This window comes from Ruminococcus albus 7 = DSM 20455, assembly GCF_000179635.2.
Taxonomy (GTDB): Bacteria; Bacillota; Clostridia; order Oscillospirales; family Ruminococcaceae; genus Hominimerdicola; species Hominimerdicola alba.
In genome coordinates this window covers 1,364,281-1,390,166 of the sequence record NC_014833.1, presented here as the reverse complement: position 1 = coordinate 1,390,166, position 25,886 = coordinate 1,364,281, and the positions used below count along the sequence as shown (strand labels likewise).

Here is a 25,886-nt window from a genome sequence, read left to right as displayed (position 1 = left end):
TTACTTTTTACATATCCTGTGATATAATAAAAAGGATAATGCACATATTTGCATCTTGGAGGTGTTGCTCTTGTTTTGCAGGCTCTATATGCACACGTCTTTATCCCGTGAGGGTGTTCTCGCTATCCTCGAAAAGCATTTTGGTAAAGCGAAAAAGCTCGGTCTATCGGTCTGTTCATTCGGCAGGTTCGATATCATGATAAGGAAGAACAATGAGTTTCATGCGGAGAAACTCCGTATGTACCCCGATGGTTTTCTGTATTACGAGCTTACTGCGGAAGTTGAGATATATAAGGATATTGTCCCGACGATGAACGAGATCTCAAAAGCCCTCTGGAGTGCGGGGATACCGACTGTGATATCCTGCGATAAGGAAGAAGAGCTTAACCGCTATATCATGGGGCTTTGAACAGACTCGGCATAATGTCGCTGATACGCGAATATCGAAACATCGTGCGACATATGATAAGAGCTGATCTGCCGTGGGTGCAGGTCTTGATTTAAGCGTAAGGATAAACAGGAAAAAATTACAGGAGAAAGTTATGCTGGTTAAAATTGAGCATTTATATAAATATTTTAATGGTGAGCCGCTTTTGAAGGATATCAACCTCGTCATCGAAAACAGGGAGACTATCGGTCTTATCGGGGTGAATGGCTGCGGTAAGTCTACGCTTCTGAATATCCTCACAGGCAGTCTGGGCTTTGACAAGACTGATGACGGTCTGGGGTCGGTGGAGATATCTCAGAACTGCACTATCGGATTTTTAAGGCAGAACAGCGGTCTTGAAAGCGATTCCACCATTGATGCGGAGCTTCACAAGGCTTTTGACAAGCTTCTGGCGGCACGCAGGAGAATGGACGAGCTGGAACAGCAGATGACAGGGCTGACGGGGGCTGAGCTGGAGACAGTCAGTGCGGAATACTCGGAGTTATCGGCGTATTTTGAGGCTAACGACGGCTACCGCATAGATGTGAACATCAGCCGCATACTCAATGGTATGGGCTTTGGCGATGTGCCCCGTGACAGGGTGATATCTTCCCTTTCGGGCGGTGAAAAGACACGTCTGGCGTTGGCGAAACTGCTTTTGGAATGTCCCGACCTGCTGATACTTGACGAGCCTACCAACCATCTGGATTTCACCACGCTGATGTGGCTGGAGGACTATCTGAAAAGCTACAAAGGGTCGATACTGATAGTATCCCACGACAGATACTTCCTGAACAAGATATGCACCCGTATCTGTGAGATAGAGCTGGGCAGGCTGACCTCTTACAAGGGCGGATATTCGGCTTATGTGGTGCAGAAGAAGCACAACGCGGAACGTCAGCTGAAAGAGTGGGAGGCACAGCAGGAGGAGATAAAGAAGCTGGAGGAGTACATCGCCAAGAACAAGACGAGGGCTTCGACAGCGAAGATGGCGAAATCACGACAACATATGCTGGACAGGATAGAGCGCATCGAGAAACCTCTGATGTTCACCCGCCCGCCGAAGATAAAGCTGGAATACGATATTGAGCCGACAAAGGACATCGTGAAGGTGATAGACTGTCCTCTGGTGGTAGGTGAGGGCGATGGCCGCAAGACCCTTATACACAGCCTTGATATGCACATCAGGAGGGGCGAGCACGCGGCTATAATCGGGTCAAACGGTATCGGCAAGACATCTATACTGAAGCTGATACAGAACATCATACCCCATGAGCGCGGAAACATCGTGTGGGGCGGAAACGTGAAGATATCCTACTTTGAGCAGGAGCACAATATCCTGCACATGGGAAGCACGGTAATTGATGAGATGCTTGACAGGTTCCCTGCCATGACACCTGCGGAGGCGAGAAAGGCACTGGGTTCGGTACTGCTGACGGGTGAGGACGTATTCAAGCCTATATCGGTACTAAGCGGCGGCGAAAGGGCTAAGCTGTGTTTTGCTATAATGGCGTACACACGGGGAAATGTGCTTATCCTTGATGAGCCGACGAACCATCTCGACCTGAACACGAAGGAAGTTCTGGAAGATGTGCTGGCGGAATTTGAGGGTACTATCATACTGGTATCCCACGACAGATACCTTATTAATAAGGTGGCTGACAGGATAATCGAGGTAAAGGCGGACGAGGTCAACTGCTACGAGGGAAATTTCGATGCGTATGCGGCGGCGATAAGTGCGGCTGAAAAATCGGCGGCGGAAGCGGCTGCGGAGCAGAAGCGAATTCAGGCGGAGCAGGACAGGCGGGAGCAGAAGGAGATAAGCTACCGCAGCAAGGAACAGCGTCAGCTGGAGGCGAAGCTCAGGGCGCGTCTGAAAGAGCTGGAGGAGCTTATCGAGCAGGCTGAGGTGGATATCTTCAGGCTGGAGAACGAGATAGCAGACCCCGAAGTTGCGGCGAATTTTGAGCTGATGACGGAGAAGTGCAACGCCCTTGAGGCTAAGAAAACAGAGCTCGACGAGATGATGGACGAATGGGCAAGTCTTGAATGATATGTATAGCAGAAGGCGGGGATCGACCCGCCTTTTTCTGTGTCATTCAAAAATATCGTCAACCACGTCTTTGCCTGTATCTATGGTATCATCAATGACTTCGTTGCCGCCGTCAAGGATATCGTCTATCCCCTCTCCCACACGGCTCATAACATCCCCTTTATCACCATGCCCTGACTCATCTTCTCTCATAGAACTTTCCGTATCACGGCGTGACGAGGATTCTTCTCTTTTTGATGAGCTTTCTTCGCGCTTTGAGGAAGGAGTATCAGCCTCCGAAGCAACTGCGGAACGGCTTGTAGTCACAGCAGAGCTCTCCTCATATTTTCCTGCCTTATACTCCGATCCATTCCTCTCCCCTGCCGAACAGGCTGTTACCGCAGCCGCAGCTGACAGCGCACAGATAGTAACTGCTAGATATTTCTTCATTTGTGATCTTTCCTTTCTTTTTACCGTATCGTTCCCTTTACGCAGAACGCTATCTCACGGCATAAATATAGTAAACGAGATCTTTATCGCTTCATTCAGTGTCCTCAGATACGTTATCCCGATCCGTGAACAGTTGATGCTGTGAAAATAATATCGTTTACTATAGTATTTCCGCCAAGGACAGTTCTATGCAGAGAAAATATACCAAAAATTAATATAAAAATGACCGTTTGTCAATCATAGGTCTTGTAATCATCGGAATAATATGGTATAATTGATTTTATAAATCTGTATTTATAATAAACAAAAAGATTTAGGAGAGAAAGAATATGGCAAATTCAGAAAAACAAAGCCTGACCAAACGTAATTCCTTTTCCAGTTCTCTCGGTTTCGTACTTGCTGCGGCAGGTTCGGCGGTGGGACTTGGAAACATCTGGCGATTCCCATATCTGGCGGCTAAAAACGGCGGCGGTATCTTTCTGGTCATATACCTGATACTCGCCCTGACCTTCGGCTTCACCCTGCTGGTCAGCGAAGTCGCAATGGGAAGAAAGACCAAGCAGGGATGTCTTACAGCTTACGGCGAACTTCACAAAAAGTCAAAGTGGATAGGCGTTTTTGCGGAGATAGTACCTTTTATGATACTTCCTTACTACTGCCTGATAGGCGGCTGGGTTCTGAAGTATTTCACTGTATTCGCAACGGGCAACGGCACTGCTGCAGCGTCTGACGATTATTTCGGCGGGTTCATCACCGCACCGGTTTCGCCCATTATATTCGACGTTATTTTCCTTGGTGCGACAGCTATCGTTATCGCACTGGGCGTTAACAAGGGTATCGAAGCTATATCCAAGGTGCTTATGCCTCTGCTTCTGCTGGCGATAATAGGTATAGCAATTTTCTCCCTGACCCTCAAAGGCAATGACGGCAGGACAGGTCTGGACGGTTTCAAGATATTCATTGTTCCAAACATTGACGGCATGGGCGCAAAGGACATATTCAACGTGGTGCTTGATGCTATGGGCAGCTGTTCTATTCGATAAGCGTGGCTATGGGTATCATGGTAACTTACGGTTCCTACTTCAAGGACGATGAGAACCTGATGAAGTCAGTCAACCGCATCGAGATATTCGATACACTGGTAGCTTTCCTTGCAGGCGTTATGATAATCCCTGCTGTATTTGCTTTTCTGGGCGAAGATGGATTGCAGAGTGCAGGTCCCGGACTGATGTTCGTAGCACTGCCTAAGGTATTTGAAGCTATGGGTCCTGCAGGCACATGGATAGGCGCGGCATTCTTTATAATGGTACTGTTCGCTGCGCTGACAAGTTCCATATCAATACTTGAAGCCGTTGTTTCGGGTCTGATGGACAAGTTCGGATGGTCTCGTAAAAAGGCTGTTATTATCGAAACAGCCGCTGCACTGATACTGGGCGTAATTATCTGTCTGGGTTACAACAAGCTTTACTTTGAACTGAAACTGCCAAACGGAAGTGTTGGTACGATACTCGATATATTCGATTATATCTCCAATAATATCCTGATGCCCGTTGTTGCTATCAGCACCTGCATACTCATAGGCTGGATAGTAAAGCCTAAGGCCATCATCGACGAAGCTACCAAAAACGGCGAGCGTTTCGGCAGAAAGGGTATGTACATCGTTATGGTAAAATTTATTGAACCTGTACTGCTTTTCCTGCTGCTGCTGGGTTCACTGGGCGTTTTGGAAAAGCTGCTGAAATAATATAAAGCAGCCACTCACGAAAATGAGGTGATATCATGACTATATCCGATAAATATGATGTACAGACAGGCTATTTAAAAAAGGAAGCTTTTGAAGAATTTGCCGATATGGCAGAACGTGAAGAAAAATTCAAAAGCGTACCGATAGGCGTGCTGTTTACGGATATAAATGATCTGAAAAAATATCATGATTATCACAGTCATCTGATGAGCGATGTGCAGATCAGAAAAGTGGCTTTGGCGATACAGGAAGCCACCGAATGCATGGGTGAGTACTATCGCTTCGGCGGCGATGAATTTGTCGTGGTGTTCAAAGGCTTTAAAAAAGAGCAGTTTGACAGATACATGAAGTGCATAGCTGATGTCAGGGAAAGTCTTGAAAGTATAAGCTTTGCGGCAGGTGAATGTTATACCGAGTCAGCCGCGGATATACGCTTTGCATTGAAGACCGCATATGAAAATATGCGTGCCGACAAGGAAAGATATCATGCTGAACACCATTAAATGCGATATTTCAAAAAATTTGCTAAAATATCGGGGAGTTCCTTGAAGGAGCTCCTCGTTTTTTAGCTTGTATATGCAGTTATAGCCTTATGACCTTTCTGCTGTATACGATCAGCCGTTATCTGTTACCTGTTTTGTAGCTATTGTTTTCATTTTGCAACATTTGTCCACCGCGAGGCGCATCTGTGCTATCTAAGGTTGCGATATGTGCTAAACGGGTGAAAGAAAAATGAAAGTTAGTCATTCGCCTTGAAAATAAAGTGAGATTATGATATAATGTGGGAGAAATGAGAAAAGCAAGCAAAAAGGGGGTGAGCGCGTGAAAGATATAGGTGAAAGACTTACTTCCTATGAACCGCTTTGGGAAAACTGGTACAAGGATTCCTATCTGGGAAGCGGCGGTTCGGGAAAGGTTTATAAGTTCAGACAGGAACTTTACGGTCAGGTTAGATACTGTGCCGTCAAGGTACTGCCCATTATTTTGGACAGAAGTGTTTCTGTCACCCGTGAGAGCCGTGAGCAGGAAATGTCTGAACGCAAAAAACAGGTAGCAGAAGAAATAAAGAATATGTACCGTCTCGGTGACAAACCACATCTGGTACACTGCATCAACCACACCTACCGCGATATCATAGGGGATGACGGAGATGTTATAGGCTTTGATGTGCTCATACAAATGGAGTATTACAAAACTCTCACCGAATACATAAACACCAAGGGCAATCTTCCGCCTGCTGAGATAGAAAAGCTGGCATTCCATATAGGTGAAGCCCTATGCGCTATGCATGAGATAAATATGCTTCACCGCGATATAAAACCCGATAATATCTACGTCGATGATAAAGGTGATTTCTATCTTGGTGATTTCGGCATAGCCAAGCAGACCAGGGCTGGTAGTTTTGCTACATTTGTAGGTACTCAGCCCTTCATGGCACCCGAAGTATGGAACGCACGCACCCCCGGTGAGCAGCATTACGGCACTTCCGCGGATATATACTCCCTCGGAATAACGCTTTATTATCTGCTGAACGAGGATCGTCTGCCGCTGGTCAACGCAGGTGACAACCGCAACGCTGTTGATGCGGCTATATTCGCAAGACTAAGCGGAAAGAATTTTCCAGCACCCGTAAACGGCAGCGAAGCGCTGAAACAGCTGGTAATGGATTGCTGTGCCTTTGACCCTGCCGACCGCATACAGGATGCTGAAAAATTTCTGGCGGCACTCGGTAAATGTGTGAGCAGCCCTCAGATAATAAATACATCCGATACAGAATGTACAGCGGATGATACTTCACAGGTAAACGATGAGCGATCCGTTAACGATATTGATATAACCGACAGTATCTTCATGCGTCCCGGCGATGAGGAAGAAGAGGAACTGATAGTGCGTCCTGCACCGGCAAGACCCGAACGCAGAAAAAAACAGCTTCCTGCAAAAGCCGCACCAAAAGCGAAAGAACCTGCACACCTTTCAAAGGCCACCAAGAGAAAAGCACTAGTCATAGGACTTACGCTTTGCTGTATTCTTTGCATAGGCTCACTTTTTTTATCAAAGGTGATATGCATACATCACTGGCAGCCTGCTACCTGCACAACTCAGGAGACCTGCCTGCGCTGCGGCAAGAAACGCGGAAAACTGGCTTCCCACGATTTTGAAGAAGCTACCTGCACTCATCCAAGGCGCTGCAGAGTATGCGGCAAGGAAGAAGGCAGCAAGCTTGACCATGTATGGAAGCAGGCAGACTGCGATCATCCCAAGACCTGTACTGTCTGCGGAAAGACCGAAGGTGACGCGATTGGTCACAAGTGGAAGGATGCCGAGTGCGAAATGCCGCAGTACTGCGAGGTCTGCGGACTTATAGGACAGGAAGAACTGGGACACAAGTGGAAGGAAGCTACCTGCACCACACCAATGACCTGTGAAAGGTGTAAAAAGACCGAGGGCAAACCCATAGGTCATAAGTGGAAAAATGCTACCTGCACCGAACCCGAGACCTGTGAAAACTGCGGTGAAACACGGGGCAAGGCTAAAGGTCACACCTGGACAGAAGCAACCCTCACCAAGCCAAAGACCTGTTCGGTATGCGGCACGACCGAAGGCACCGCACTCAATTATACCTCCAAGGGTACTATGTATGTTGATACCGACGGTGGTTCACTTGCACTGCGCGAGGAAAAATCCTCCTCGTCAAAGCAGCTCGCCTCCATCCCCGACTGCACACCTATACAGATATGGTATACAGGCAGCTCGGCATGGTATTACACAGTATATAACAACACCTACGGCTATGTAAATTCCTACTATATATCCTCCACTGACCCCATGCTCGGTGATGGCAATATAAACGGCTGGAGTGATACCGGATACATGGATGAGCTGGAGGTAACAGTAGATTCAGCTGAGATAAAAGGCAATAAGCTGACGGTAGAGCTGACCATAACAAATACCGGATCAGATTTTCTCTGGCCCGATCTTTACATATACTACAACGGTTCTGAAAATGCCAAGGGCAATCTTATCGAGGCAACCGATATCATAATAATGCCCTACGGTGAGCGCACTGTTACTGCTAGCTGCCGTACAACAGGCAACTTCGGACGCGGCAGTCTTAAAAACATAGTTGTGGTCGACGGCAGCGGAAACAAGGTGCTGCTTGAGCCATGATATTCCCTCACTTTGCATTAATATACCGGCAATATGCCTAAAATAATTTATATAAAGGTATTGCAATCAGTGAAATTATATGCTATAATATTTGAGGAACTTTGTATCTTTTCGTTCCCCGAAATGTATTTTTTGTGAACGGAGTGATGATATGAACAGGATCATGAGCTTTCTCGGCTCATACGCACTTAACCTCCTGCTGAATATATGGGGAGGTCTGATAGCTGCTGTGCTGCTGGTGCTTCACTTCAAGCTTGGTCTTCCGATATGGTGCTTCTGGACAGTGCTTGGCTGCTGGCTCATCGGCATAGCAGCGAAAACCCTGTTTTTTCACTGGGTCGCATCTCAGCCCGATATTCCCGAAAAGCCTAAGGAAAACAAGAATCCGTATTCACAGAACGGCTATAAGCCGAGAGATACAAAAAGGTAAAACGTACCATAAAATAAGGTATTATATATTGAATAATGAACAATTTTTAAGGAGGGTCTAACTATGGGACTTATTATGGCAGCCATCGGCGCAGCAGCCGGCACAATGGCAGATCAGTGGAAGGAATATTTTTACTGTGAGGCACTTCCCGATGAAGTACTTATGGTAAAGGGACAGAAAGTCATTACAAACAGAGGACAGAATAAAAAGGGCAGTGATAATATCATCACCGCAGGTTCTGGTATAGCAGTAGCTGACGGACAGACAATGATAATCGTTGAAGACGGCGCTATCATTGAAGTCTGCAACCGTCCCGGCAGATATACATTTGAACTGGGCACACCTTCACTGTTTGCTGACGGCAAGCTTGGTCAGAAGATCAAGGATACCTTCAAGCAGATCGGTCAGCGTATAACCTACGGCGGCGATCCAGGAAAGGACCAGAGAGTATACTACTTCAACACCAAGCAGATCTCCAACAACCTCTTCGGCACACCCGAGGTAGTACCTTTCAGAGTAGTTGACTCCAAGATCGGTCTTGACGTTGACGTATCTATCAAGTGCAGCGGTCTGTACACATTCCAGATCGTTGATCCTCTGCTGTTCTATACAAACATCTGCGGCAATCAGGCAAGCGAGTACAGGAAAGAAACTATCGCATCCAGAATGAAAGCTGAATTCATAGATGCACTGACTCCCGCATTTTCCACACTTTCCGATATGGAGATCAGACCCAACCAGATCCCAGGCAAAAAGGCAGAACTGAAGAATGCCGTAAATACTGCACTTGCTGATACATGGGGCAAGAATATGGGTATCGAGGTAATTGAAGTTGCTATCAAGGCACTCAACCTCCCCAAGGAAGATCAGGAGATGATCAAGCAGGCTCAGCAGGAAAGCCAGAAGCTCTTTATGGAAGGCAGACGTATGAGTATGTACGCAGATCCTACTATGGCAGCAGGCGGACTTGTTGCAGCTCAGGGCGATGCTATGCGTGCTGCAGGCAGCAACGCAGCAGGCGCTATGACAGGCTTCATGGGCGTTAATATGGCTCAGCAGGCAGGCGGCATGAACGCTCAGCAGCTTTTCGCTATGGGTCAGCAGCAGGCAGCAGCTTCTTCAGCTGACAGCTGGACTTGCTCCTGCGGTACATCAAATACAGGAAAGTTCTGCCAGAACTGTGGCGCACACAAGCCCGAACCCGCATCAGCTGATGGCTGGACCTGCTCTTGCGGCACTGTAAATCAGGGTAAATTCTGCCAGAACTGCGGCTCACCCAAGCCTGCAGGTGCTAAAGTATTCAAGTGCGACAAGTGCGGATGGACTCCCGCTGATCCTTCCAATCCTCCCAAGTTCTGTCCCGAATGCGGCGACGTTTTCGACGATAGCGATGCTAACTGATAAGTACATATATAACTGATAATACTCGATTGCAGAGGTGCAGGCATCTCTGCAATCATTTTGTATAGATAGCGAGCCCGTATAGATGCGGACGCTTGATACAGAATAGATTAGGAGAATATACATGGCAGTACAAGAATATAAATGTCCTTGCTGTGCAGGTGCTATCGAATTCAATTCTCAGGTACAGAAAATGAAATGCCCCTACTGTGAGACCGAATTCGATATGGATACTCTGCTTGCATATGACGAGGATCTCAGCACTGACGGCAACGATGAAACAGACTGGAACCCTGAAGCAAACCAGTGGCAGGAGGGCGAAACGGACAATATGCGTGTCTATTCCTGTCAGTCCTGCGGCGGTGAGATAATCGCTGATGAAACACTGGGCGCTACAAAATGCCCCTATTGTGATAATCCCGTTGTTATGACAGGTCAGTTCCGCGGTTCCCTGAAGCCTGATTACGTCATACCATTCAAGGTAGATAAGAACGCGGCAGTTGAGGGTCTGAAAAAACATCTCATCGGCAAAAAGTTCCTGCCCAAGGTATTCAAGGATCAGAACCACTTGGATGAAGTAAAAGGTATTTATGTACCTTGCTGGTTATTTGATGCTGATGCTGAGGGCGGCGTGCGCTACAAGTGTACCCGTACCCATTCACACACCGAGGGCGATTACCGTGTTACCGAAACAAGCTATTTCTCGGTATACCGTGAGGGAACTATGTCATTTGATAATATACCTGTTGACGGTTCGACCAAGATGCCCGATGACCTTATGGAATCCGTAGGACCATTCAACTTCAAGGATGCAGTCCCCTTTCAGACCGCCTACCTTGCAGGCTACCTGGCTGACAAGTACGATGTGGCTGCAGATGATACTTCCGAACGTGCTACCGTCCGCGCCAAGGAAAGCGTTGACGACGCATTCAGGAAAACAGTATCCGGATATTCCAGCGTCACCAAGGAGGGCGATAATCTCCGCCTGAAGCAATCAAAAGCAAAGTACGCACTCTATCCCGTGTGGGTGCTGACCACCAGCTGGGAGGGCAAGACTTTCCTCTTCGGCATGAATGGTCAGACAGGTAAATTCGTAGGCAATCTCCCATGCGATACCAAAGCATACTGGCGCACATTCTGGATAGCTGCAATAATTTCAGCGGCAGCAATATTCGGCGTTGGCTATATGTTTTTCAGATAGGGGGTGCACATCATGAAGAAGATATTTGCAGCCCTTGCGGCAGCCGCAGTCATGGTGATAAACACCATACCTGTATTCGCATCTATCCCAGATGAATATTATTCTACCCGCACCATCCCCACCGAAAGACAAAAACCCCGTCTGGTGGATGATGCTGATATATTATCGGATTCCGAAGAATCAAAGCTGCTCGAAAAACTTGACAGGATAAGCGAAGAGTACAGTATAGACGTTGTGATATTTACCTGCTATTCACTGGGTGACAGAAGTCCTCAGGCTTATGCCGATGATTATTACGATTACAATGGTTTCGGCTTTGGTCAAAGCAGAGATGGTTTTGTGTTGATGCTTTCAATGGAAGAACGTGACCGATGGTTTTCAGGATGCGGTAAAGGCATAGAAATATTTACTAACTATGGTCAGGATTTTCTTTGGGATCAGATACTCCCCGAACTCAAAGACGGGGATTATTACGAAGCATTTGACGAGTATGCTGATATCAGTGAGCAGTTCATTCAGGAATGGCAGAAAGGCACACCATACGATGTCGATCACAGGGCTAAGGGTAAACTGCATTACGGCTGGTATATAGGTGCTATTGTCGGCGGTGCGGTAATAGGCTTTATCATTTCTGAATCCATAAAATCCCAGCTTACAAGCGTATCCATGCAGCATGGCGCTGATGACTACATACGCAAAAACAGCTTCAAAGTAAACATACAGCGTGATAATTTCCTGTACAAGAACGTATCACGTACCCATATCGAACGAAGCAGCGGAGGTGGCGGAGGAGGAACATCATCACATCACAGTTCCTCGGGCAGTAGCCACAGCGGTTCAGGAGGAAAATTCTGACACACTTTTTTCTGGTATCGTAATATAATAGTATATAATATTAAGGACAGATACACGGGATGTACCTGTCCTTTGCATTTTCAGCCTTTACACATTAAATGAGCCTTCGTACTATTGCACAAATATCAGGTGCCGCAATTATTTAGAATGTGGAATTTTGCACGACAGCCTCATTTTTCTTGACGATAGAGAGTATTTGTGGTATTATAAATATAACAATATTAACCTATGGAGGTTACACACTATGTTCTTTGACGATTATCCTATAATAGGCACCGAAACAAGGCTGCCAATATACATAATAACGATAGGTAAGAATGAATATCAATCTCATGTAAGCAGACCTGAGGGCTTCAGATATCCGCAGTTGATCTACTGCACCAAGGGCAGCGGTATGCTGAACGTAGGCGGTGCAAGTTACCGTATCTCCCCTAACATGGGATTTTTCCTGCCTGCTGAGGTGCCGCATGAATACTACACCACAGGAGATGTCTGGGATACTCACTGGATAACTGCCGGTGGTTATGGCTATGACCGTATGCTTAAAGAATTCGGCATGACCGAGCCGAGAGTTTTCAGATTAAGCGACATAAATGTACTGGAAGAAGGCTTTATGAAGATGCATGAAGCGCTCAGATATGATACTATATTCGGCAACTACCGCGCATCAGGTCTTCTTTATAATTTCCTGATCGACTTTTACAGAGTAGTATCAGGAGAGTATGAAGGCAGTGGACCATCAGGGCCGCTTGTAAAGGCTATTGATTACATAAACCGCAATTACCAGGAAAAGATCACACTTGAGCAGCTATGCGATGTATCCGGCGTAAGCAAGCAGCATCTGTGCAGACTTTTCAGAAAATCACTGAATTGCCGTCCAACAGAATACGTAGCTAAGCGCCGTATCCGTGAAGCCAAAACACTTCTCGCCAACACCGAAAAGCCTATCGAACAGATCGCTGTGGAAACAGGTTTCTGCACACCGGGATACCTTTGCGAGCTTTTCAAAAGATATGAAGAGGTCACTCCCGGCGAATACCGCAAGGAATTCACACGAGATTAGGAGCGATTATGAAAGTTTCTTTTGACCTTGATGATACACTGTTCGTATCAGAAAAAAAAATTCAAAGTGGAACCTTCTCTGCGGTTCCCTATGAAGTATATTTACAAGGAGAGACTTCGTGCAGGCACAGTAGAGCTGATGAACTATATCCAAAGTGAGGGCATCGAACTTTGGATTTACACCACTTCATTCCGTTCTGAGAGGTATATACGCGGACTTTTCCGCTGCTATGGCATAAAGCCCGATCAGGTAGTCAACGGTCAGCGCCATGCTGATGAAGTCCAGAAAGACCACGCTGAAGGTATGCCATCAAAGTATCCCAGTAAATACCGTATCGACCTGCATATAGATGACGATATATCCGTTGCCCAGAATGGCAGGACTTATGGTTTCAGGGTCTTTACAGTCGGTGAACAGGACGATGAATGGGCTGAAAAGATAAAAGCCGAGATAGCAAAGATCAGGAATAGAAATGAAAAACAATAAAGCGGAGGACATAAGGACGGCGCTCATATAGAAGTTTTATGCCATAGTATTTCTGATGCAAGGTCAGAAATACTATGGCGTTTTTATTGACAGCGCAGCGTTATTGTGCTATAATCATCACTAACATAAATCGGGCTACGAACGTGAAAGAGGTGTTGCGTATGAAAACGATAATAATGCAAATGAATCAAAAAAGTAAAGCATATAACATAAGGAGGTTTATCATTTGATTAAAATTGAATTATTATCAGATACAAATTTCTGTATAGAATCATTGGATTTATATAACAGAAAACAGGATGTAAATAAGGTATATCGCAGAATAGACGGAGACTTTTCATTGGTTGAATGCAAATATACCGAGGATTGGGATCTGAACAAAAAGCGATTTGTAGCAAAGCAAATAAGCAGCGATGATCATATTACATACATAGCATTAGAAAACATGGTTATCCCTTTAACACACCACAGATAATTTACAATGCTGTCCAAATAAACAGACCTCAAAAACCGGAAAATATAGTATAATAGTGACAGGAAACGAAAGGAGCTGTCGCTATGTCAAAAAGATTTCCGAAACCTGAGATCACACTTGATGGGATATATTCAAAGTTCGCAGATGAAAGCTTTTGCAAGGATTTTCTGCTTGATATCCGCTTTGAAAAGGGCTTTGCCTGCCCGTTTTGCGGTGGCTCTGAGTACCGCAGGATAAGGTCACGCCATCTGCTGCGCTGCAAGTTCTGTAAAGCAGATATATCCGCCACAAACGGAACTTTTATGCACAGAACACATATTCCGCTCAGACTGTGGATAGTCACCGCATTCCTCATTATGAGCAACAAATGCAGTGTTTCTGCTGTTACGCTGATGAGGTCTTTGGGGGTGACCTACAAGACTGCATGGTACATCCTTCACCGCATCAGAAAAGCTATGAAATGCCGTGAAGAACGCTATTTGCTCGACGGAATCGTTGAACTTGATGACACGTATCTCGGTGCTCCGACTCACGGTAAAAAGCGCGGCAGAGGTACTGAAAAAGTCAAGATGATCGTAGCTTTATCGAAGAACGCAGCAGGAAATCCCGAGTACGTTAAAATGAGAGATGTGCCGAATTTAAAGGGTATAACTGTGGGTAGATTTGCCAGGGATAATATCCGCGCTGGCTCGAAGATCGAGAGTGATAATGCTCGAAGTTACAAGAAACCGTTGGCACAGAAATACTTCCATGTTTTTGAAACATATGATCCGACAAGCGGTCAGCTGAATTGGATGCATAAAGTTATATCAAACTTCAAAGCAATGATCATGGGAACTTACCACGGAAACGAAAAGATCCACACAGCGTTATATGCTGCCGAATACTGTTACAAATTCAACCGTCGTAAGCTGGGAAACAGTGCGTATTTAAGGCTTTTGGCTGCTTTGGTGCAGTGATCTTACTTGTGGTGTGTTAAGGGGATAACCATATTAGAAAATGATAAAGTTGTTGGTTTTATAGGTCTGTTAAAGCAGCTATATGGTCCGTACATGATCCTTGATATGATGCAGGTGTCTTCTGAATGCAGAGGACAAGGCATTGGCAGACGATTATTTGAAGCAGGGAAAGATGAAGCAAGAAAAAACGGTGCAGAAGCTTTGTACATATCTGCTTGTTCTTCAGAGGAGACGATCGCATTTTACAGAGCAATGGGTAGTAACCTGGCAAGTGACCCTATAAAAGAAATTGCTGAAGAGGAACCGTTTGACCTTCAGATGATATGCCCTGTGAGAGATTAAATTATTCATAAATTGGAATTTCTATCGCTTTTTGTTGTGACCGCAAATTCTGATCAGCTTAGCTACTGTATATAATGCGAATGCCCCGAAGCACTTTGAAATGCTTCGGGGCAAAACTTCTATATGGGCATACTTTTTATCATCCTCCGCTTACATTATACCCAAAAGGTCGATACCTCTTGCGAAGTATCGACCTTTGATAATTTATCAGATGATATTACTTAACTATAGCAAGCAGTACGCCCGCAGCAACGGCGGAACCGATAACACCTGCAACGTTAGGACCCATAGCGTGCATCAGCAGATAGTTGGTAGGAACTTCTTCCTGACCTACCTTCTGGGAGATACGTGCTGCCATAGGTACGGCGGAAACGCCTGCAGAACCGATCAGAGGATTGATCTTGCCCTTTGTGAGGATGTACATCAGCTTACCGAGCAGAAGTCCGCAAGCAGTACCCAGTGAGAATGCTACTACACCCAGCAGCATTACCTTGCCAAAGTCAAGGGAGATTACCTTATCAGCCTGAGTTGTTGCACCAACAGTAATACCCAGGAAGATGGTGATAATGTTCATCAGTTCGTTCTGAGCAGTCTTTACAAGACGGTCGCAGCAGCCGCTTTCTTTCAGCAGGTTACCGAACATCAGCATACCTACCAGAGGAGCAGCGGATGGGATCATCAGAGCGATGATAAGTGTAACCAGTACGGGGAAGATCAGCTTCTCAAGTCTGGAAACAGGTCTCAGCTGACCCATAACTACTGAACGCTCTTTCTTGGTGGTCAGCGCTCTCATTATAGGCGGCTGGATTATAGGCACGAGAGCCATATAGGTGTAAGCTGCAAGAGCGATAGTACCAACGGAGTTGGAACTGTTGCCGGTCAGCAGCTGTGAAGATACGTAAATAGATGTAGGACCGTCAGCACCGCCGATGATGGCGATGGAAGCGCAGTCAGCAGCACTCAGGTTGAGTACAGCAGCACCTACGAAGGTGAAGAAGATACCGCCCTGTGCAGCAGCACCGAGGAGAAAGCTTCTGGGGGAAGCGATCAGCGGACCGAAGTCGGTCATAGCGCCGATGCCCAGGAATATCAGCGGAGGATAAACCTGTAGCTTAACACCCATGTAGAGTATATCCAATAGTCCGCCGTGTTCAAGTATTCGTTGATAGTCGATGTAGTGGTCATTTACCGTGCCTGCATCTTCTTTGTAGTCTTTATAGTATTCCCAGAACTCGGGGTGATACATCTCAGCGCCGGGAAGGTTTGTCAGCAGCATACCGAAGGATATCGGCAGAAGCAGCAAGGGCTCGAAGCCGCGTCCCACAGCGAGATACATGAACAGGAATGATATAAGTATCATTATTATGTTCTTCCAGCCGCCGTCAGCAAAGAAGCCTGCAAAGCCCGACTCCTGCGCCAGCTGGACCAGGGTGTCCCAAAACGATTGAATTATAGCCATTTTATCAGATCACGTTCCTTTCCAAAGCTAAAACGGGCGGGTGTTGTCCATTATGCCCGCAGCAGACCATGCAGATCTTCTCGGCTTTGCAGCCTTTACGCCTTTGAGCACGGGCTTTTTGCCGCTGCCCGCATACATAGCGGAAAGAGCACCCATGATAGCCGCAACGACCTCTTCCTCGATACCATCCTCAACTGCGGGTGCAGGTGCGGGGGCGGGAGCAGGTGTTTCCTTGACTTCGGCTTCTGCTGCCTTTGCTTTTGCAGCTGCCTCGGCTTCTGCCTTTGCCTTTGCCTTAGCTTCCGCGCTCTTGTTGATGCCCTCGAATATCTTGCCGTAAAGCGTTACGAGCAGGATCAGGATTATCAGACCCATGAACACCACGGAAATACCCGTGATAACTACCGATGCGATAGTCTCGCCGCCGAGGTCGGTCTTGTCGGGCGGGATATTGCTGGAAAGCAACTGAGCAAACATGAATTGTAAATCACTCATATAAAAACTCCTCCAAGAATTTATTCAACATACATATTGATTATACACCAAATCCAAGAAAATTACAAGACCTTTTCAGCAATTTTTTATTTTTTTTAATATTTTCCGAAGTACCACAGTAAAACGTCGGTTTATAGGGGAATCCGGCGACACTAAAGAAGTATTTTGCATAAACTTTATCTGTCTGATTCATAATTATTCGGTCTCATCCGGTAGAAAAAGACTATTTTTTATATTTTTTCTCAGCGTATTTTCGCCGTTTTTGTTATGCTTGTCTTTTTCGATAAATGATCACAGACATATTGCTCTTGATAAGACAAAGAAAACGGCTTTGCATTATCTGCAAAGCCCTTCATATCAGATCAATGTTCCAAGGTCTTGGCGTTATATGCCGTATTTTTCCGTCCTTGAAAAACACATCACTATCTTTTGACCGCACAAAAGTACACTATCGAGCCTTCTACTCTGAGATCAGTAATAGCATAGACCTTTTGCAAACGTCTTTTAAGCTTTTCAACTGTATCGAAAGGCGGTGTGAACCAGCCTTTTTTGGCGAGGAAATTTCGTACAAGACAATCAGTTATCTTTGATTCACCCTTTATGTAAAAACAAGCTATGAATTTTCCGCCCTTTTTCAGTACACGGAAAGTTTCACGAAAAGCCGCACTTTTATCAGGGAAAGCATGAAATCCGTTCATACTGAGTACAATATCAAATGATCCGTTCCTGTAGGGTAGTTTTCCGACATCCCCCTGCACAAGTTTAACATTATCAATATTGCCCATTCGTTCACGAGCCTGCGCAAGCATATCCTCACTGTAGTCAAGGCAGGTTATATCTGCATTTTTCAATGATGAATACTTCTTGTGTGTGAAAACAGCAGTTCCTACCGGCACGTCCAGCAGTCTGCCCGAAAAATCATCCGGGATGTACGAAAGAACCTTTTCCGCTATCTTGTTGTCGTCCACACCATTCCAGAATAAATTCATATACAGCTTGCTCCACCATTTATCCTGTGTCAGTACATCGTCATATATATTTCGTGACTTCTTATAGGAGCTTTCAATGCTTTCGTACTGATCTTCAGTCTTCTGCACCTTTCTTGCGACACAGTGCATACGGCAGAAGCCCCGTTTTTCAAAGGATTCCATTTTTAGTCGCGCGTTTTTGCACAGCTTCCGGATATCCTCTCTGCCGTAGATACGTACATCACCCTTGCCTGCAAGATGTATCAGCGGCATTTCAATATTGTTGCAGAACCACCGCACTGCATCCGAACTCATTGTCATATCGCGAAGTATCAGCCTGCCATTAGGTCGAAGAACACGATAAACGCTTGAAAAAAAGTCACCGGGATTCGGATAGTGATGAAAGCTCTCACAACAGATCACCACATCGAAAGAATCATCATCAAAAGGCAGGTTTTCGCAGTCACCGACTACCAGTTCCACACCTTTCATCTTCTTTCGTTTGGCAATTTCTATCATTTTTGGAGTCAGGTCGATACCCGTATAACGCTTGTCGGGGTATTTCCTGTGCAGCAGCGTCAGCATCGGACCTGTTCCGCAGCCGCAGTCCAGTAGGTCATTAAACGGTTCTTTTTCGATCTCCGCCAACACATCGGGATAATCTTTCTTGCACATATTATATACACCTGCATTGTCAGATTCGTAGATCTCAGCGGCTTTGGTGAATTCCTTGACCGACAGTTCTTTATACTCTTTACTTGTCATGATCTATCCTTTCTTTCCTAAATAATTATTTGTTATAAATGTCTTGTGGTTAGGCTAAACAAACTCATGATCATATTATAACACATTCTGATCGGGATTTCAAGATGTATATGAAACAAATGCCCCGAAGCGAAAAACTTCGGGGCATAGGGCTGTCTTATCATTTATTGTCCTGCTTCTTCTTAAGATTTGAAGAACTTACGATACCTGCGTAAACAGCACTGAATATCAGGGCTACACAGACAGCAAAGCTGACATTTATTCCTGAAAAAGCTTTATTCATGATAAGGGCATCATGGATATATCCAATGGCAGACAAAAGTATCAAAAGTGCGACTGTCATTATTATAAATATCGGGACAAACATCTTAAACCAGTTGGTCTCAGCATCCAGTTTTTTGAAGTAACCGCGCATGATGATCTTTCCTTTCATATCAGAGTTATTGTTCTGATTTTTTCTTTTTACGATTGCCATAGCTTTTTATACCCGACACAGCGACACTGAAAAACAGTGATACGGCTATGGCGTAACCGATATTGTTTCCGCTGTATTCCTTGTGCTTTATGAGGACTTCAATGATATACTTGATGATGGGTAAAAGTACCACAAGATAGAACGTCCACCATAAAAAGTATGGTACAAACAGTTTAAGCCAAGCGGTCTCTGTTTGTAAGCTTTCGTAGTGATCACAAAATTTCGCATAATATCTGCGCATAATATTCATTCCTTTGGCTGTGATGATCATTTTTATCCAAGCAGATTATACCACAATGTTCACAGGTTGTCAACAGATATACCACGGTATACGAAATTATACGACCGTATACGGTGGCATATTTTCGATACGAGTGGTATTTTTGGTATAGCTTGGAAGCGATCTGGTTTACTATTTGCCTGAATCATCAATGCCAAACACCTAATCTAAAATAGTATCATTTCCACTGTGTTCGGCTTCATTTTTAATAAATTTCAGGTAGTATTTTCCGTTATCATTATAGGTGTAGCATTTAACTCCTCCTTGATTTCGAAAATTCATCGCAGTAACAGTTCTCCCTTTAGGGCGAGGAACAGCCAATGGCACAATAGACGGTGCCGGTTCCATACATTTTGTTCGCGAACTTTCCTCAAACGATAGTAGTGTTTACACAGAATTTGAGATTTACTCATTACGCTGGCTGATCACAAATTATTATATAGTTCAAAAAAATAATCCATTAGTTCCGTTCCATGTTCAGGTCTATGATTTTTAACTGCAATGTAGTATTTATTATCATCAATAATCAATGCGCAATAATTACAATTCTTAGGATAACACTTTGAGTTTCTATCCCATAAATTACAATTGACATTTATTACAGTTTCTATTACATCATTATTTTCAACAAACGAATCGATATCGTCAATTTTCATTTCAATGAGATTATACCCATCACCGGAATGCATTCTGGTTTCGATGGCTACTGCTTTTTCTCCGTTCAAATTATCTATGCCGATCATTCGTAAAATTTTTTCGGTTGAATCACTTGATAAATTATCAATTCGGTAGTATTTTATATTTTTCTGATAATAGAACCATGCTATGTCAAATGCACTAATCAATAGGACCAGCATTATAACCATTCTCGTCAATTTTACATTCTTTGTAGTCTTCTTCAAATAATACATCTCCTCGTTTCCCCATTACAAATATATGCCGTGTAAGTATTTAATTCCTTGGTTGTCAAAAGCAATATAAAGCATTATTATTCATCATTAAAACCAAACACCTCATATAAAATAGTATTATTTCCACTGTGTTCAGCTTCATTTTTAATAAATTTCAGGTAGTATTTTCCTTTCTCTTCTCTGTAAGTGGTACATTCTATCAATCGATTACTATGATTTTTGTCGGTATTATATGCTATACCGTATATATTGTAGTTTTCCTGTCCTTGATGGACATTTTCATTCCCTTTGAACTGTTTTAAATATTCGATTTCCTCGTCAATGCTGTCAAATCCTTCTGAAACAACAATCAGTTCTACAACTCTTTTATGATCTCTGTTATAATATGAGTAATATGCTTTGCTTATATCCAGATCAATGTATTCCAAGCCTAACTCTGACCAAAGAATCTCTTTTTCCTGATCGGTAAAGGTCGTTTTTTCATGAAGCTTCCTACCACACACTGTATGGATAATTATGCCATAAGCCATAAAGCCAAGATATAAAAACAAGATCACTGCTAATACTGAACGAATAATTTTCTTCAAACGTTGTCTATTTGTATATATCATAAGTTATCTCCTATTCTATCTGTAAACGTACTGCGTTACGGTCGTATTTGGTTCTTCACACGGCATGGTGCATTAGTCAGTCTGTATGAAAAGCTCTCAGACAAAACGCTGCGATGACGTTGAGTATGCTTCCTGCGGCGTATGCAAAGATATCTTCCCAAGAAAAGCCTCTGCCCATGAGAATTGCGGCGAAGATCGCTATGTTAACAATTTTACGTTTTTTTGACTGTTTCATAATTTTCTCCTTATTCCTTGTGACTTAAATGAACGTGATATTTTCCGTCAAACGGTACTATCCTTATGTATATCAGTTTGCCGTCGCTGTATTTGTAATCTTCTCCGCTTCCGGGGTATCCTTTTTCGATACCGCACTTTATGTTGTTTCTCATAAAGCTCTCCGCGTCATCGACTTCGACAACAAGCTCAGTGTCTATCGCAATAAGAAAACTGTCGTCTTTATAGCTCACAAGCTTCACATAGTCGGTAAGGTCAAGGCAAAATTCCTCGCTCACCCGCTCGCAATCGATGCGAAAGCACGAATAGTACACTGCAAAGCAGCAAACAGCGAGAACATAAATGACATAAACGTACATGAGCGTCTTATTGGATTTTTTCTCCATATTATCACTCCATCTGTTTTTTACTTGCTATCCTGTTCTTGATCATGATCTTGATAGCTCCGATCATTGAAATTGCTATACATACATCAGCATGGAAATATAAACTGATAAGCACGCCTAATCCGTCGCCAGCATTTGGCTCTCCGCAATGGGGATGAAAAATGGTAAACAGAAAATAGAATACCGGTATAAAAAGCGAGAGCACAAACCCTATTACGGTAAACAATGCACCCGAAACCAAAAAGACCAGAAAAGGCTTTATTGAATTATAACAGAGCACTCTCCAAAGGAAATATATGCCAAAAAGAGCACAGCAAATATAAATAGCTGTTAATGAGATCGCGGCACCCAGAAACACAGTGGCATTAAAAAACATGGAACATATCAGACCATCAATTATCTCCAGCGAATAATTTTTCATCATATCATCACTCCATTTTAGAAATTTGCTTGAATTTTTAACGTGACATCATTATAACACACCTCAGGCTGTTTGTCAATACTTTTTTATCGAAAAACGATGTTTTTTTACTAAATTACGAAAAGGCAGATTTCTAAAACACTAGCGGGTGATTGATTTTATATGGACGTACTACGGGCGGTCATACCTCGTCCTCGGGTCTATGAGCCGGCAATCTTTACGCATATCAGAAAATACAGTCATATACAATGGTACACGCTCGTACCGTCTGGTATAGACCTCGCATTGTTGGTATTACCGGAAAGTATCTGATTAATTTACGGCACTGTTGCTGCGATATTTTTTCTCGTCGGGTTTACTTTTTATAAAATTTATGCTATAATACCTGTATAAATAGTTCGACACAGGCTAAAAATAACTGATAATTATGAGGTGATAATATGCTTGACAGATTTCTTATACGTCTTGAAGATATGCTGCCCAACCTGCTGGCTGCGTGTATAATCCTTGCAGGCGGCTATTTAGCGCAGACAGTTACTCTGCGGCTCATGGGCAAAGCTTTGAAGTTAAAACACGTTGATGCTACGGTACACAAATTCCTGATGTCCATGGTCAAGGTGGTAATAACCGTGATCGTGGCTGTTAGTGCGCTTTCAGCTATGAAAGTACCTATGTCATCTATACTTGCAGCGATCGGAACTGCCGGTATCGCCATAGGTCTTGCTTTGCAGGACAGCCTTTCAAACGTTGCAGGAGGATTCCTGATACTGTTCGCCAAACCCTTCCGCTGTGGTGATTACATAACCATAGGCAGCGATGAAGGTACTGTTGATATGATAACCATGCTTTATACAAAGCTGAATACCATTGAAAACAAGGCGGTATATATCCCAAACAGTATAGCTTCAAAAAGTTCGGTGACAAACTGCACAGCTGAAAAGAACCGTTGTATCGAACTGAAATTCCCCATATCCTACTCGGAGGATCACAAGAAGGTCATGGAGATCGTAAGGGGTGTGCTTCAGGCTGATGACAGGATACTTTCGGTACCTGCCAAGCCACTGGTAGTCATCGGTGAACACGGCACTCATGCTGTTATCATACTCACCCGTTCATGGGTAAAGACCGAGAATTACTGGCAGACACGCTGGGATATGCTGCAGAAAGTCAAAGAAGCCTTTGATGAAAACGGTATACAAATTCCTTTTGAGCAGTTGGATGTGCATATGAAAGATAAATAAGCAAAGCTCGGAAAGCATAACGCTCTCCGAGCTTTTTTCTTTTGTTACAGTTCGATGATGACCTTGCCGTTTCCTGCAGCGGGGGTGACTTCAGCACATTTATCGGTGTTAGCAACACTTATCCTGAAGCCTGCCTTTGTATCGGTATATTCACACTCGATCTTATTGCCGATTCTGGTTGCTTTCAGCTCGAATACCTTGTTGGTTTCGGTGTCGTATATTGGGCAAAGAATAGTCTTTCCGTCCTCGGGTTCGTATATGGTGAAGTTGGTACCGTCCAGATAATCGTACTCAATATCCCTCTTGAAGTTGCCGTAAGCGATTATGCTGTTAGGTCTTGCAAGGGCAGGTATCTCGAAATAGCTGCACTTGTGGGTGTACCATCTGCCGCCCTCGAATACCTTGCCTGTGATGATATCTGTCCATCTGCCCTCGGGCACGTAGTACTGGGCTATGCCATCTTCGTTGAGTATGGGGGCAACGAGGATATTATCGCCAAGCATATACTGTCTGTCAAGAGTCAGACAAGCAGGGTCATCTGCAAAATCTATGACCATAGCCCTCATCATAGTCACGCCGACCTCATGGGTCTTGATAGCCTGCGACCATATGTATGGCATGAGCTCGCCTTTTTTCTTGGTGAAGAAGCGCAAAACATCGCAGCTTTCCTCATCAAACAGCCACGGCACGCGGTAGGACTGGTTGCCGTGAAGTCTTGAATGGGTGGAGAACAGACCGAATGCCGCCCATCTTTTGTAGATATCGGGGGTAGCGGTAGCTTCAAAGCCTGCCATATCATGGGAGGTATAACCGAATCCCGAGATGCAAAGGCTGAGACAGCCTCTTACGACTTCTGCCATTGAATTGTAATTGCCTGAGCAGTCGCCGCCCCAGTGTACGGGGAATTTCTGTCCGCCTGCGGTAGCAGACCTTGCAAACAAGCACGCCTTGTTTTCGCCGTAGTACTCTTTCAGCACATTGAATACGCACTCATTATAAAGGTATGTATAGAAGTTGTGCATCTTGATAGGGTCGGCACCGTTATGGTAGACCACATCGCGGGTGGGTATCCTTTCGCCGAAATCGGTCTTGAATGTGTCAACGCCCATTTCGCACAGCTTGCGGAGATATCCTGCGTACCACTTGCAGGCATCGGGATTGGTGAAGTCAACTATCGCCATACCCGGCTGCCATTCATCACACTGGAACACCGAACCGTCGGTATTCTTGATAAAGTAGCCATGTTCCATGCCCTCATCGAAAAGGCGTGAACGCTGACCAACATAGGGATTTATCCATACGCAGGTCTTCAAGCCCTTGGTCTCGTGAAGTCTTTTCAGAAGACCTTCGGGGTCGGGGAACTGTTCGGTATCCCACTCGAAATTGCACCATTCCAGACCTTTCATCCAGAAGCAGTCAAAGTGGAAGACCTGGAGAGGTATATCCCTTTCAGCCATGCCGTCTATGAAGCCTGTAATGGTAGCTTCATCATAGCTTGTGGTGAAGGAGGATGTCAGCCACAGACCGAAGGAAAATGCAGGAGGAAGTGAGGGCTTGCCTGTAAGGTCGGTATAACCTTTCATTACCTCGGTGAGGTTCTCGCCGCCGAATACGAAATACTCCATATTCTCGCCCGGCAGGGTGAAACTTACCTTTGATACTGTATCCGAGCAGACCTCAAAGCTGACCTTATCGGTAGAATTTACGAATATGCCGTAGCCGCGGGAGGATACATAGAAAGGCACGCTCTTGTAGCTTTGGTCGGAACAGGTGCCGCCGTCGGCGTTCCATATCTCAACATTCTGACCGTTTTTGGTGAAAGTGGTGAACTTCTCACCGAAACCGTAGAAGTACTCGCCCACGGAGGTATCAAGCTGTTCTCTGATATAAGTCTTGTGAGGGTCAGCGGGATAGCTCCAGAAAGTGTCATCAGCCTGAACAGCCATTCTCGCCTGCTGCTTGAATGCGCTCTCCTTGATAACACCTGTGCTTCTCCAGCCGCCGCTTGTGAGTTTCTTATCCTTATAAAAATATGAAACATTCCAGTCATCTCTCGATACTACTACCTTAGTATCTCCGGATACAAGCACTGCCTCATGTTCGGTTATATTAACAACAGGTTTGAAACTGCCCTTGTTAAGTACAAAATGGGGTCCGTTATCCTTGTATCCCTTGTGGTGAGTCATATTCACCCTTATAACATTTTCAAATTCAGAAGTGTAAGTTATCTCAAGATTTGCACTGCCCAGCAGCTTGTATCTCTCCTTGCCCGAAAACGGTGTTGCCACTACCATGAATCCGTTCTCTATTTCAACCACATCGTACGCCTGTACCATGTAGTTGACCTCATAACCTCTCTGATTGAGCCAGAATCCGTCAGCAAATTTCATTGGCGAATACCTCCCTGATAAGTCTGAATAATATAAATAAATGAAAGCATCAGTTGTTTTCTGTGCTACTTCTCTTGTAATATATTTTAATACATTCTGCCTAAAAAAGCAATAGAAAAAAACTGCGATGTGTAATATTCTTATTCTTTTATTGATTATCCGGCTTAACTTTCAGTGAATTGATTTGATATGTATATTATTCCTTGAAAGTCAGCAG

At 44.6% G+C, this 25,886-nt stretch carries 28 protein-coding genes; 16 read left to right on the top strand and 12 right to left on the bottom strand.

Annotated elements, in window-relative coordinates; translation table 11 throughout:
• The first annotated feature begins 70 nt into the window (after positions 1–70).
• On the top strand, positions 71–409 hold the full coding sequence (locus tag RUMAL_RS06115) for a hypothetical protein (protein WP_013497895.1): 339 nt from the start codon (positions 71–73) through the stop codon (positions 407–409).
• A gap of 133 nt (positions 410–542) precedes the next feature.
• The gene (abc-f, locus tag RUMAL_RS06110) at positions 543–2,480 is read left to right on the top strand and encodes a ribosomal protection-like ABC-F family protein (RefSeq protein ID WP_013497894.1); all 1,938 of its coding nucleotides are present in this window, start codon (positions 543–545) and stop codon (positions 2,478–2,480) included.
• Between the two features lie 42 nt (positions 2,481–2,522).
• On the opposite strand, the gene RUMAL_RS06105 is transcribed toward abc-f, so the two are convergent.
• Complete coding sequence (locus tag RUMAL_RS06105; RefSeq protein ID WP_013497893.1) at positions 2,523–2,909, bottom strand: hypothetical protein; 387 nt, start codon at positions 2,907–2,909, stop codon at positions 2,523–2,525.
• Between the two features lie 329 nt (positions 2,910–3,238).
• On the opposite strand from RUMAL_RS06105, the gene RUMAL_RS22840 reads away from it, so the two are divergent.
• The 13 genes from RUMAL_RS22840 (at position 3,239) to RUMAL_RS06045 (ending at position 15,033) form a co-directional block, all read left to right on the top strand.
• Positions 3,239–3,952, top strand: coding sequence for a sodium-dependent transporter (locus RUMAL_RS22840; protein WP_336470105.1), 714 nt, complete (start codon positions 3,239–3,241; stop codon positions 3,950–3,952).
• 8 nt (positions 3,953–3,960) lie between these two features.
• The gene (locus RUMAL_RS22835) at positions 3,961–4,653 is read left to right on the top strand and encodes a sodium-dependent transporter (protein WP_336470104.1); all 693 of its coding nucleotides are present in this window, start codon (positions 3,961–3,963) and stop codon (positions 4,651–4,653) included.
• A gap of 35 nt (positions 4,654–4,688) precedes the next feature.
• Positions 4,689–5,156, top strand: coding sequence for a GGDEF domain-containing protein (locus RUMAL_RS06095; RefSeq protein WP_013497892.1), 468 nt, complete (start codon positions 4,689–4,691; stop codon positions 5,154–5,156).
• A 319-nt stretch (positions 5,157–5,475) separates the two neighbouring features.
• Complete coding sequence (locus tag RUMAL_RS06090) at positions 5,476–7,821, top strand: serine/threonine protein kinase (RefSeq protein ID WP_013497891.1); 2,346 nt, start codon at positions 5,476–5,478, stop codon at positions 7,819–7,821.
• Positions 7,822–7,972: 151 nt separating this feature from the next.
• Positions 7,973–8,251: a hypothetical protein gene (locus tag RUMAL_RS06085; RefSeq protein WP_013497890.1), complete on the top strand. Its 279-nt coding sequence runs from the start codon at positions 7,973–7,975 to the stop codon at positions 8,249–8,251.
• 63 nt (positions 8,252–8,314) lie between these two features.
• On the top strand, positions 8,315–9,652 hold the full coding sequence (locus RUMAL_RS06080) for an SPFH domain-containing protein (protein WP_013497889.1): 1,338 nt from the start codon (positions 8,315–8,317) through the stop codon (positions 9,650–9,652).
• A 124-nt stretch (positions 9,653–9,776) separates the two neighbouring features.
• Positions 9,777–10,853 (top strand): TFIIB-type zinc ribbon-containing protein, encoded by a 1,077-nt coding sequence (locus RUMAL_RS06075; protein ID WP_013497888.1) that lies wholly within the window; start codon positions 9,777–9,779, stop codon positions 10,851–10,853.
• A 12-nt stretch (positions 10,854–10,865) separates the two neighbouring features.
• Positions 10,866–11,708: a TPM domain-containing protein gene (locus RUMAL_RS06070; RefSeq protein WP_013497887.1), complete on the top strand. Its 843-nt coding sequence runs from the start codon at positions 10,866–10,868 to the stop codon at positions 11,706–11,708.
• 244 nt (positions 11,709–11,952) lie between these two features.
• Positions 11,953–12,771 (top strand): AraC family transcriptional regulator, encoded by an 819-nt coding sequence (locus tag RUMAL_RS06065; RefSeq protein WP_013497886.1) that lies wholly within the window; start codon positions 11,953–11,955, stop codon positions 12,769–12,771.
• Positions 12,772–12,861: 90 nt separating this feature from the next.
• Complete coding sequence (locus RUMAL_RS06060) at positions 12,862–13,257, top strand: HAD family hydrolase (protein WP_242837758.1); 396 nt, start codon at positions 12,862–12,864, stop codon at positions 13,255–13,257.
• Positions 13,258–13,483: 226 nt separating this feature from the next.
• Complete coding sequence (locus RUMAL_RS06055) at positions 13,484–13,732, top strand: hypothetical protein (RefSeq protein WP_193384653.1); 249 nt, start codon at positions 13,484–13,486, stop codon at positions 13,730–13,732.
• Positions 13,733–13,815: 83 nt separating this feature from the next.
• On the top strand, positions 13,816–14,691 hold the full coding sequence (locus RUMAL_RS06050) for an IS1595 family transposase (protein ID WP_013497884.1): 876 nt from the start codon (positions 13,816–13,818) through the stop codon (positions 14,689–14,691).
• 6 nt (positions 14,692–14,697) lie between these two features.
• Positions 14,698–15,033, top strand: a complete 336-nt coding sequence (locus RUMAL_RS06045; RefSeq protein ID WP_080557266.1) for a GNAT family N-acetyltransferase — start codon at positions 14,698–14,700, stop codon at positions 15,031–15,033.
• Between the two features lie 217 nt (positions 15,034–15,250).
• On the opposite strand, the gene RUMAL_RS06040 is transcribed toward RUMAL_RS06045, so the two are convergent.
• The 10 genes from RUMAL_RS06040 to RUMAL_RS05995 all read right to left on the bottom strand — a co-directional run bounded on the left by RUMAL_RS06040 (position 15,251) and on the right by RUMAL_RS05995 (position 22,041).
• Positions 15,251–16,492, bottom strand: coding sequence for a sodium ion-translocating decarboxylase subunit beta (locus tag RUMAL_RS06040; protein WP_013497883.1), 1,242 nt, complete (start codon positions 16,490–16,492; stop codon positions 15,251–15,253).
• A gap of 27 nt (positions 16,493–16,519) precedes the next feature.
• The gene (locus tag RUMAL_RS06035) at positions 16,520–16,987 is read right to left on the bottom strand and encodes an OadG family transporter subunit (protein WP_013497882.1); all 468 of its coding nucleotides are present in this window, start codon (positions 16,985–16,987) and stop codon (positions 16,520–16,522) included.
• 422 nt (positions 16,988–17,409) lie between these two features.
• The gene (locus RUMAL_RS22830) at positions 17,410–18,720 is read right to left on the bottom strand and encodes a class I SAM-dependent methyltransferase (protein ID WP_013497881.1); all 1,311 of its coding nucleotides are present in this window, start codon (positions 18,718–18,720) and stop codon (positions 17,410–17,412) included.
• Positions 18,721–18,880: 160 nt separating this feature from the next.
• Positions 18,881–19,195, bottom strand: a complete 315-nt coding sequence (locus tag RUMAL_RS06020; protein WP_028504360.1) for a hypothetical protein — start codon at positions 19,193–19,195, stop codon at positions 18,881–18,883.
• Positions 19,161–19,328: a hypothetical protein gene (locus tag RUMAL_RS21720; RefSeq protein WP_154662852.1), complete on the bottom strand. Its 168-nt coding sequence runs from the start codon at positions 19,326–19,328 to the stop codon at positions 19,161–19,163. The genes RUMAL_RS06020 and RUMAL_RS21720 overlap by 35 nt, the downstream gene beginning before the upstream one ends.
• Positions 19,329–19,900: 572 nt before the next feature.
• Positions 19,901–20,377 carry a hypothetical protein gene (locus RUMAL_RS06010; protein ID WP_013497878.1) on the bottom strand — a complete coding sequence of 159 codons (477 nt, stop codon included), beginning with the start codon at positions 20,375–20,377 and terminating at the stop codon, positions 19,901–19,903.
• 86 nt (positions 20,378–20,463) lie between these two features.
• Positions 20,464–20,997 carry a hypothetical protein gene (locus RUMAL_RS06005; RefSeq protein WP_013497877.1) on the bottom strand — a complete coding sequence of 178 codons (534 nt, stop codon included), beginning with the start codon at positions 20,995–20,997 and terminating at the stop codon, positions 20,464–20,466.
• Between the two features lie 76 nt (positions 20,998–21,073).
• A complete protein-coding gene (locus RUMAL_RS21715) occupies positions 21,074–21,232 on the bottom strand; it encodes a hypothetical protein (RefSeq protein ID WP_013497876.1) in 159 nt (52 codons plus the stop codon).
• A 10-nt stretch (positions 21,233–21,242) separates the two neighbouring features.
• Positions 21,243–21,617 (bottom strand): hypothetical protein, encoded by a 375-nt coding sequence (locus tag RUMAL_RS06000; RefSeq protein ID WP_013497875.1) that lies wholly within the window; start codon positions 21,615–21,617, stop codon positions 21,243–21,245.
• 4 nt (positions 21,618–21,621) lie between these two features.
• Positions 21,622–22,041 (bottom strand): hypothetical protein, encoded by a 420-nt coding sequence (locus RUMAL_RS05995; protein WP_013497874.1) that lies wholly within the window; start codon positions 22,039–22,041, stop codon positions 21,622–21,624.
• Positions 22,042–22,478: 437 nt separating this feature from the next.
• Here RUMAL_RS05995 and RUMAL_RS05990 point away from each other — a divergent pair, with 437 nt between their 5' ends.
• The gene (locus RUMAL_RS05990; protein WP_013497873.1) at positions 22,479–23,279 is read left to right on the top strand and encodes a mechanosensitive ion channel family protein; all 801 of its coding nucleotides are present in this window, start codon (positions 22,479–22,481) and stop codon (positions 23,277–23,279) included.
• Positions 23,280–23,323: 44 nt separating this feature from the next.
• On the opposite strand, the gene yicI is transcribed toward RUMAL_RS05990, so the two are convergent.
• Complete coding sequence (gene yicI, locus RUMAL_RS05985) at positions 23,324–25,669, bottom strand: alpha-xylosidase (protein WP_013497872.1); 2,346 nt, start codon at positions 25,667–25,669, stop codon at positions 23,324–23,326.
• Positions 25,670–25,886 lie beyond the last annotated feature (217 nt).

What these genes read in the sequence shown, in the direction of transcription:
- RUMAL_RS06040 (WP_013497883.1), bottom strand. Translation starts at nt 16,492, where the DNA reads ATGGCTATAATTCAATCGTTTTGGGACACCCTGGTCCAGCTGGCGCAG.
- RUMAL_RS06080 (WP_013497889.1), top strand. Translation starts at nt 8,315, where the DNA reads ATGGGACTTATTATGGCAGCCATCGGCGCAGCAGCCGGCACAATGGCA.
- RUMAL_RS05990 (WP_013497873.1), top strand. Translation starts at nt 22,479, where the DNA reads ATGCTTGACAGATTTCTTATACGTCTTGAAGATATGCTGCCCAACCTG.
- abc-f (WP_013497894.1), top strand. Translation starts at nt 543, where the DNA reads ATGCTGGTTAAAATTGAGCATTTATATAAATATTTTAATGGTGAGCCG.
- RUMAL_RS22830 (WP_013497881.1), bottom strand. Translation starts at nt 18,720, where the DNA reads ATGACAAGTAAAGAGTATAAAGAACTGTCGGTCAAGGAATTCACCAAA.
- RUMAL_RS06020 (WP_028504360.1), bottom strand. Translation starts at nt 19,195, where the DNA reads ATGGCAATCGTAAAAAGAAAAAATCAGAACAATAACTCTGATATGAAA.
- RUMAL_RS06065 (WP_013497886.1), top strand. Translation starts at nt 11,953, where the DNA reads ATGTTCTTTGACGATTATCCTATAATAGGCACCGAAACAAGGCTGCCA.
- RUMAL_RS06060 (WP_242837758.1), top strand. Translation starts at nt 12,862, where the DNA reads ATGAAGTATATTTACAAGGAGAGACTTCGTGCAGGCACAGTAGAGCTG.
- RUMAL_RS06050 (WP_013497884.1), top strand. Translation starts at nt 13,816, where the DNA reads ATGTCAAAAAGATTTCCGAAACCTGAGATCACACTTGATGGGATATAT.
- RUMAL_RS06035 (WP_013497882.1), bottom strand. Translation starts at nt 16,987, where the DNA reads ATGAGTGATTTACAATTCATGTTTGCTCAGTTGCTTTCCAGCAATATC.
- RUMAL_RS06000 (WP_013497875.1), bottom strand. Translation starts at nt 21,617, where the DNA reads ATGGAGAAAAAATCCAATAAGACGCTCATGTACGTTTATGTCATTTAT.
- yicI (WP_013497872.1), bottom strand. Translation starts at nt 25,669, where the DNA reads ATGAAATTTGCTGACGGATTCTGGCTCAATCAGAGAGGTTATGAGGTC.
- RUMAL_RS06070 (WP_013497887.1), top strand. Translation starts at nt 10,866, where the DNA reads ATGAAGAAGATATTTGCAGCCCTTGCGGCAGCCGCAGTCATGGTGATA.
- RUMAL_RS06105 (WP_013497893.1), bottom strand. Translation starts at nt 2,909, where the DNA reads ATGAAGAAATATCTAGCAGTTACTATCTGTGCGCTGTCAGCTGCGGCT.
- RUMAL_RS06075 (WP_013497888.1), top strand. Translation starts at nt 9,777, where the DNA reads ATGGCAGTACAAGAATATAAATGTCCTTGCTGTGCAGGTGCTATCGAA.
- RUMAL_RS06005 (WP_013497877.1), bottom strand. Translation starts at nt 20,997, where the DNA reads ATGATATATACAAATAGACAACGTTTGAAGAAAATTATTCGTTCAGTA.
- RUMAL_RS22840 (WP_336470105.1), top strand. Translation starts at nt 3,239, where the DNA reads ATGGCAAATTCAGAAAAACAAAGCCTGACCAAACGTAATTCCTTTTCC.
- RUMAL_RS06095 (WP_013497892.1), top strand. Translation starts at nt 4,689, where the DNA reads ATGACTATATCCGATAAATATGATGTACAGACAGGCTATTTAAAAAAG.
- RUMAL_RS05995 (WP_013497874.1), bottom strand. Translation starts at nt 22,041, where the DNA reads ATGATGAAAAATTATTCGCTGGAGATAATTGATGGTCTGATATGTTCC.
- RUMAL_RS22835 (WP_336470104.1), top strand. Translation starts at nt 3,961, where the DNA reads ATGGGTATCATGGTAACTTACGGTTCCTACTTCAAGGACGATGAGAAC.
- RUMAL_RS21715 (WP_013497876.1), bottom strand. Translation starts at nt 21,232, where the DNA reads ATGAAACAGTCAAAAAAACGTAAAATTGTTAACATAGCGATCTTCGCC.
- RUMAL_RS06085 (WP_013497890.1), top strand. Translation starts at nt 7,973, where the DNA reads ATGAACAGGATCATGAGCTTTCTCGGCTCATACGCACTTAACCTCCTG.